We start from the raw sequence: 7,698 nt of genomic DNA on the forward strand, positions 1-7,698 counted from the left end.
CGCGGCGGCGTCCGCCGGGCGGTCGCCGAACCCGACGGCGGCCGCGCGCAGCGGCGTGTGCGCGACGAGCGCGGCCACGTTCACGGCGGGGCGCGCGGCGTCGAGCGCGGCCAGGTAGCCGGGCAGGTCGGCCCAGTCCCAGCGGACGGACGGGTCCAGGTCGAGGTAGCCGGCGGCGGCGCGCAGCGCCTCCCGGTCGTCTCCGGCGGCGACGGGCGCGACGCCGAGGCCGCAGTTGCCGACCACGACGGTCGTGATCCCCTGCCGGACGGCGCTGTGCGCCTCGGGGGACGACAGGAGGGTCAGGTCGGAATGGGTGTGCACGTCCACGAAACCCGGCGCGACGACGTGACCGGACGCGTCGATCGTCCGGGCCGCGGGGCGCCCGGCCAGGTCGCCGATCCCCGTGACCCGCCCGCCGGTGACGGCGACGTCCGCGCGGACCGGCGCGGCCCCGGTGCCGTCGGCGAGGGTCCCGCCGGCGATGAGCAGATCGATCATGGCGCGGCCGGCTCCGGGCGCAGCCGGAACGTGGCCCCCACCTCGACCGGGCTGCCCGTGGGCAGGGCGGCGACGCCGAGCGCGACCCGCGCGTGCCGCCCGGCGCCGTCACCGAGCACCTCGGTGAACAGGGCCGTCGCGGCGTCGGCCACCAGATGCTGGTCGGTGAACCCGGGCGCGGACGCGACCCACACCGAGACCGCCTCGACATGCGCGACCGCGCCGAGCCCGCCGTCACCGGACAGCTCGTCCCGGACGGCGGTCAGGACGTTGCGGGCGCACTGCCGCGCGCAGGCGCGGGCGGTGTCGAGCGCGACCTCGTCTCCCACGCGGCCCTCGGCGAGCAGCCTTCCGTCGCGGACGGCGACCTGGCCGGAGGCGATCAGGATCTCCCCCGAGCGACGCGCCGCGGCGACGGCCGGGCGCTCCCCCGCGGGCCCCGGGTCCGTGGAGGCGGCGGCCAGGCGCTGGTCGGCGTCGTGCATGGTGACTCCTTCGATGGCGGGTCGGACGGTGGCGGGGTCAGGCGGTGGCCGGTTCGGCGAAGTGGCAGGCGGTCGGATGGCCGGCGCCGGCGTGGGCGACGAGCGGCGGCGTCTCGGTCGCGCAGATGTCGCGCGCCTTCCAGCACCGGGTGCGGAACCGGCAGCCGGAGGGCGGGTCGATCGGGCTCGGCACGTCCCCGGTCAGCATGATCCGCTCGCGTCCGCCGCGGGCGCCGGGACGCGGGCGCGGCACGGCCGACAGGAGCGCCTGCGTGTAGGGGTGCGCGGGACCGCCGAAGATCTCCTCGCGGGTGCCGCGCTCCACGATCGTCCCGAGGTACATCACGGCGATCTCGTGCGAGACGTGCCGCACCACCGACAGGTCGTGCGAGATGAACAGGTACGCCACGCCCAGCTCGCGCTGGAGCTCCCGCAGCGTGTTGACGACCTGCGCCTGGATCGAGACGTCCAGGGCGCTGACCGGCTCGTCCAGCACGAGGACCTTCGGGCCGAGGGCGAGCGCGCGGGCGATCCCGATGCGCTGGCGCTGCCCGCCGGAGAACTCGTGGGCGTACCGGCGGGCGTGCGAGGGCGCGAGCCGCACCATGTCGAGCAGCTCGGCGACCCGCTCGGGTCCCCCGTCCCCGTAGCGGCCCTGGACGCGCAGCGGCTCGGCGACGATGTCGTGCACGGTCATCCGCGGCGACAGCGACGCGTACGGGTCCTGGAACACCAGTTGCAGGTCGCGGCGCAGGGCGCGGAGCTCGGCGCCGCGCGCGCGGGTGACGTCCCGCCCGGCCACGACGATCCGGCCGGCGGTGGGCTCCAGCAGCCGCACCGCCATCCGCCCCGTGGTCGTCTTGCCGCAGCCCGACTCGCCGACGAGGCCGAGCGTCCGCCCGGCGCGCAGGGAGAAGTCGACGCCGTCGACGGCGTGGACGCTGCCGGTCCGCCTGCGCAGCGGCCCCGACCGCACCGGGAAATGCCTGGTGAGGCCGGTGACGCCGAGGACCTCGTCCGGTACGGTCATCGGTCGCCTCCCTTCTCCCCGCCGGGCGGGGCCATCTCGTGGTGGAAATGGCAGGCGCTCGCGCGCCCGGGACCGGACTGGGCCGGTTCGGGGCGCTCCACCCGGCAGCGGTCCCGCGCCATCGGACAGCGCGGCGCGAACGCGCACCCCCGCGCGATCTCGCCCGGCGCCGGCGGCGCACCGGGGATCGGGGTCAGCTCGCCGGCGTCGCCGTCCAGCGCGGGCAGGCTCTCCAGCAGCCCCCGCGTGTAGGGGTGCCGGGGCGAGTCGAAGATCGCCTCGACGGGGCCGTGCTCGACGACCCGCCCCGCGTACATCACCGCGACCCGGTCGGCGAGCTCGGCGACCACGCCGAGATCATGGGTGATCAGCACGGTGGCGGCGCCCGTCTCCCGCCGGGTCAGCCACAGCAGGTCCAGGACCTGGGCCTGGACGGTCACGTCCAGCGCGGTCGTCGGCTCGTCCGCGATCAGCAGGTCGGGGTCGTTGGCGATGGCCATCGCGATCATCGCGCGCTGCCGCATCCCGCCGGAGAACTCGTGCGGGTACTGCTTCAGCCGCCGCTCCGCGCCCGGCACCCCGACCAGGGTCAGCAGCTCGGCGGCGCGCTCGCGCGCCTGCGAGCGGGACATGCCCGGCCGGTGCAGCCGCAGCGCCTCGCGGATCTGCGCGCCGACCGACAGGACGGGGTTCAGCGCGGTCATCGGATCCTGGAAGATCATCGCGATCCGGCCGCCGCGCAGCCGGCGCAGCTCGCGCGGGGGCATCGCGCGCAGGTCGGCCCCGTCGAACACGACGCGTCCCGACACGACCCGGCCCGGCGGCCTGACCAGCCCGAGCGCGGACATCGCCGTGACGCTCTTGCCCGATCCCGACTCGCCGACCACGCCGAGCGTCTCGCCCGGCGCGACGGTGTACCCGGCGCCGTCCACGGCCCGGACGGTCCCCTCGTCGCCGGCGAACTCGACGACCAGGTCCTCGATCTCCAGCAGCGGGCGTCCGTCCGCGCGCCCCGGGGTCTCCCGCGGGGTCGCCTTCCCGGCGGGCGCGCTCATGTCCGTCCCCCCGGCGTGACGGCGTCGCGGAGCCCGTCCCCGACGAAGTTGACGGCGAGGACCGTCACGGCGATCGCCACGCCCGGCGGTATCCACAGCCACGGCATCGTCTGGATCAGCGTCAGGTTCTGCGCGTCGTTCAGCATGTTCCCCCAGCTCGCCTGCGGCGGCCGCACGCCGAGCCCGAGGAAGGACGCGGTGGTCTCCAGCATGATCGCCTGCGCGACGGCCAGGGTGCCGGTCACGGTGACCGGCGCCAGCGCCGCGGGGACGATGTGCTTGCGGATCAGCCACCACGCGTTCGCCCCGCTCGCCTCGGCCGCCTGGATGTACTCGCGGTCGCGCAGCGACAGCGTCACGCCCCGCACCACCCGGCCCGCGACCGGCCACTGCGTCAGCCCGATGGCGACGATCAGCACGGTCACGCTCGGCCCGACGATCCCGGCGAGCACCAGGATCACCACGACGGTCGGGAACGACATGACGATGTCGGCGATCCGCATGATCACGTTGTCGGCCACGCCGCCGAACAGCCCGGACACCGAGCCGAACAGCGTGCCGACCACGACCGCGCCGAGCGCGGCGGCCAGGCCGACCAGCAGCGACACCCGTCCGGCGTGCAGGGTGCGGGCGAACACGTCGCGGCCGGAGGTGTCGGTGCCGAACCAGTGCGCGCCGGACGGGGCCTCGCGGACCGCGTCCAGGTCCACCGCGTTCGGATGCGCGGCGATCAGCGGCGCCAGCAGCGACGCCAGGACGACCGCGCCGAGCACGGCGCTCCCGGCGACGGCGAGGCGGTTGCGGCGGAACCGGCGCACGGCGCGCGCCCGGGGCGAGGCGGAGCCGGCGCGGCCCTCGCCGCCCCGCCCCTTCCCGGGCGGCGCGGCCTTCCCCTGACGGGGCCTTCTCAGCTTCTCGGCCGGCGCGCCGGCGGGCGTCGCGGTCATCGCAGGCTCACTCTCGGGTCGACGACGGCGTACAGCACGTCCGCGATCAGGTTGCAGAGCAGCACCAGCACCGCCACGTACAGCGCGAACCCGACGATCACCGGGTAGTCGTGCTGGCCGATCGAGCTGACCGCGAGCTGCCCCATGCCGGGCCAGGCGAAGACCTGCTCGATCACCACCGCGCCCGCCAGCATCTGCGGGATCTGGTACATCACCACGGTGATCAGCGGGATCAGCGCGTTGCGCAGCGCGTGCCGCAGCACGACGCGGGCCCGGGACGCGCCCTTGGCCTCGGCCGTGCGGACGTAGTCGGCGCCCAGCTCGTCCACCAGGCCGCCCCGCACGTAGCGGGTGAACGGCCCGGCGGTGACGAACGCCAGGATCAGCCCCGGAAGGATCAGGTGCCGGAGCTGGTCGGCGGGGCCGCCGCCGCCCGGAGTGGTCATCCCGGCGGACGGCAGCACGCCCCACTTCAGGGAGAACAGGTAGATCCCTACGATGCCGAGGAAGAACGGCGGCACCGACACCGCGGCCAGGCCGAGGACGGTGGCGCCGTAGTCGACCGCGGTGTTGCGGCGCACCGCGGCGGCGACGCCGAGCGCGATCGACACCGCGAGCGCGACCACCAGGGCGGCGCTCATGAGCTGCAGTGTCGGCCCGACCCGCTCGCCGAGCACCGCCGAGACGGGGCGGTGCCCGACGTAGGAGTAGCCGAAGTCGCCGTGCAGCGCGCCCGAGAGCCAGTGGCCGTACTGGACGACGACGGACCGGTCCAGGCCCAGCTCGTGCCGTTTGGCCTCGATGAAGGCGGCGCCGCCCCCGCGCATCTGCTCGGGGTCGACCATCATGCGGACCGGGTCGCCCGGCGCGACCCGCACCAGTACGAAGATCCCGACGCTGATCAGCAGGAACACGAGCGCGTTCACCAGCAGGCGCCGGACGACATAGGCCGCCACGCCTCACCCCCTCTCGTCGGTGCCGGCCGGGGCCGGGGCGAGCGGCCCCGGCCCCGGGCCGGTCAGCTCAGCTTCCAGTTCGCGAAGTCCCAGGTCCCGACCTCGTTGGTCGGCAGGCCGCACGGCTCGAAGCCCGACAGGCGCGTCCGGTAGGCCCAGACCGCGTCCGGGTTGTAGAGCCACAGGTACGGGACCTGCGCGTTCTCGACCCCGGCGGCCTGCTGGAACAGGCTCGTGCGCTGCGCCGGGTCGGCGACCGCGTCGGCCCGGGACAGCAGGCCGTCCAGCTTCGGGTCGCAGAAGCGGCCGATGTTGCCGCCCGCGGGGTAGCCCTGGTCGCAGGCGTCGATGGTCGCGACGGTGGACGGCTCGGTCGCGTAGTTGCCGCCGCCGAACAGCGCCATGTCGAACGACTTCTTCTCGTAGGAGGAGAGCAGCTCGTCCGCCTGCACCTGCTTGAGCTCCACGTTCACGCCGACGGCCTTGAGCTGGCTCTGGATCACCGTCACGGCGGTGTCGCGGTCGCGCTGTCCGGGGATCCACGACAGCGTGACGGGCTTGGAGCCGTCCCAGCCGGCGGCGGCGAGCAGGCTCTTGGCCTTCCCGGGGTCGTAGGCGTAGGCCTCCTTCGCCGACGCGCCGGCGTCCCCGTAGAAGCTGGAGTTCACGACCGTGCCCGCCCCGCCGAGCACCTTGCCGACCAGGCCCTCGCGGTCGATCGCGGTGAGGAGGGCCTGCCGGACGCGCGCGTCCTTGAACCGGCCCTGGGTCTGGTTGAGCGCGATCCGGGTGTAGCCGGGGCTCTTGGCCGAGACCACCTTGACGCCGTCCATCTTCCTGACGGTCGGAAGGTCGGTCGGCGAGACCTGGGTGAGGTCCATCTCGCCGGTGCGCAGCTGCGCGGTGGCCACGTCCGAGGTCACCGGCTTCAGGTACACCTTCTTGATCGACACCGGTTCCCGGAAGTGGGGGTTGGCCTTCAGCTCCACGTACTGGTCGGTCTTGTAGTCGACGAAGGTGAACGCCCCCGAGCCCACGGCCGGCTTGGTGAAGAACCCGTTGTCGCCGAGCCCCTTCGCCGGGACGCCGCCGAGGACGTGCTCCGGCAGGATCGGGGTGCCGCCGATCAGCCCGGGCAGGCCCGCCGCCGGCCGCGTCGTGGTGATCTTCACGGTGGCTGCGTCGGGCGCGGTCACCCCCGCCAGCGAGTCGGCCTTGCCGTCCGCCAGGGCCTTCGCGCCGGTCACCGCGGCGAACTTGCCCGCCTGGGCGCTGCCCGTCGCCGGGTCGGCGAGGGCGGTGTAGGTGAAGACCACGTCCTTGGAGGTGAGCGGCTTGCCGTCGCTCCACTTCAGGCCGGGCTTCAGCTTGAAGGTGATCGTCTTGGCGTCGCCGGACACCTCCGGCGCCGCGGCGGCCAGGTGCGGCTTCAGCCCGTAGGACGCGTCCGCGCCGTACAGCGAGTCGAAGACGAACGACATGACGAGCTGGTCGGGGCCGTTGTTCGGCGCGAGGGGGCTGAACGTCTTCGGCTTCTGGTAGAGGTACATGTTCAGCACGCCGGCATCGCCGCCGGAGGACTTCTGCGTCGGGTCGGAGCTGCAGGCGGCGAGCGCGGCTGCCGCGAGGGCGCCGCCCAGCACGGCCGCGACGGCCCGCCGGGTCGCGCCGGCCGTCGGTCTGCCGGAACGAATGGTCATTGACTTGCCTCTTCTCGGCGGTGGCCGGGAGCGCGCCCGGCCACTGGTCCGCTCAGCGGACGCGGTTCACCAGGCTTCCGAGCCCGCTCACGCGCACGGTCATCTCGTCGCCTGCGGACAGGAACTCCCCCGATGCCAGTCCCACCCCGGACGGCGTGCCGGTGTAGAGCACGTCGCCGGGCTCCAGCGTCATCAGCCGGGACGCGAACGCCACCAGCTCCGCGACGCTGAAGATCATTTGACCGGTGTCGCCGTGCTGCCGGACCCGCCCGTTGACCTCCAGGGTCACCTCGAGCTTCTGCGGGTCGGGCACCTCGTCGGCGGTGACGAGGTAGGGGCCGAGCGCGGCGAACCCGTCGAGCCACTTGCCGTTCAGCCAGTCGAAGAACGCGACCGCCGGGTCGGCGGTGTCGCGCTCGTGGCCGTAGTCCATCCGCCGCGCCGACACGTCGTTGCCGACGGTGTAGCCGGCGACGTGGGCGAGGGCGTCCTCGACGGGGATGTCCCTGCCGCCGCTCCCGATGACCGCGACCAGTTCCGCCTCCCAGTCGACGCTCGGGCTGACGGACGGCAGCGCGATCTCCTCGCCGGGTCCGCTGACGGAGGTGGCGGGCTTGATGAACAGCCGCGGCGAGATCCGCGCCTTGTCGATCGGCTCCCCGCCCGTCTCGGTCACGTGCTCCTGGTAGTTGGCGGCGACCGCGAGGACCTTGCCGGGACGCAGCAGCGGCGCGAGGAGGGTCACCTCGTCCAGGGCGCGGGCCCGCTCGCCGGACGGCACCGAGCCGGGTCCGCCGCCGGCCAGCGCGGCGACCACGGGTGAGAGGTCCCCGGGCCCGAGGTCGGTGACGCGGCCGCCGTCGACGACCTCGCCGTGGCGGACCGTGCCGTCCGGCAGGCGGTACGTCGCGAACTTCATGGTTCAGACCTCCGGGGAGTCGATCGGCACGGGCGTGCCGAGGGCGGCGACCTTGGGCCACCGCCACACCCGGGGACCGGCGGGGGGCATCTCCGAGGACGGGAA

The 7,698-nt window shown here is 74.4% G+C and carries 8 protein-coding genes; all 8 read right to left on the minus strand.

Going from position 1 to position 7,698, the window contains the following annotated elements:
* The coding region (locus tag ABWI04_RS40830; protein WP_353835763.1) for an amidohydrolase family protein at positions 1–501 on the minus strand (501 nt) is incomplete at its 3' end.
* Positions 498–986, minus strand: coding sequence for a RidA family protein (locus ABWI04_RS40835; RefSeq protein WP_345181454.1), 489 nt, complete (start codon positions 984–986; stop codon positions 498–500). The genes ABWI04_RS40830 and ABWI04_RS40835, both read right to left, overlap by 4 nt.
* Before the next feature lie 37 nt (positions 987–1,023).
* Positions 1,024–2,016 carry an ABC transporter ATP-binding protein gene (locus ABWI04_RS40840; protein WP_345181457.1) on the minus strand — a complete coding sequence of 331 codons (993 nt, stop codon included), beginning with the start codon at positions 2,014–2,016 and terminating at the stop codon, positions 1,024–1,026.
* The gene (locus tag ABWI04_RS40845; RefSeq protein WP_353835764.1) at positions 2,013–3,071 is read right to left on the minus strand and encodes an ABC transporter ATP-binding protein; all 1,059 of its coding nucleotides are present in this window, start codon (positions 3,069–3,071) and stop codon (positions 2,013–2,015) included. Before ABWI04_RS40845 ends, ABWI04_RS40840 begins: the two co-directional genes overlap by 4 nt.
* Positions 3,068–4,018 carry an ABC transporter permease gene (locus ABWI04_RS40850; protein ID WP_345181462.1) on the minus strand — a complete coding sequence of 317 codons (951 nt, stop codon included), beginning with the start codon at positions 4,016–4,018 and terminating at the stop codon, positions 3,068–3,070. The genes ABWI04_RS40845 and ABWI04_RS40850 overlap by 4 nt, the downstream gene beginning before the upstream one ends.
* Entirely contained in the window at positions 4,015–4,974 is a 960-nt protein-coding gene (locus ABWI04_RS40855; RefSeq protein ID WP_345181465.1) for an ABC transporter permease, read from the minus strand. The genes ABWI04_RS40850 and ABWI04_RS40855 overlap by 4 nt, the downstream gene beginning before the upstream one ends.
* A gap of 62 nt (positions 4,975–5,036) precedes the next feature.
* Complete coding sequence (locus ABWI04_RS40860) at positions 5,037–6,674, minus strand: ABC transporter substrate-binding protein (RefSeq protein WP_353835765.1); 1,638 nt, start codon at positions 6,672–6,674, stop codon at positions 5,037–5,039.
* A gap of 52 nt (positions 6,675–6,726) precedes the next feature.
* Entirely contained in the window at positions 6,727–7,593 is an 867-nt protein-coding gene (locus ABWI04_RS40865; RefSeq protein WP_345181471.1) for a fumarylacetoacetate hydrolase family protein, read from the minus strand.
* Between the last annotated feature and the right edge of the window lie 105 nt (positions 7,594–7,698).

Source organism: Actinomadura sp. NPDC000929 (assembly GCF_040492065.1).
GTDB lineage: Bacteria > Actinomycetota > Actinomycetes > Streptosporangiales > Streptosporangiaceae > Spirillospora > Spirillospora verrucosospora.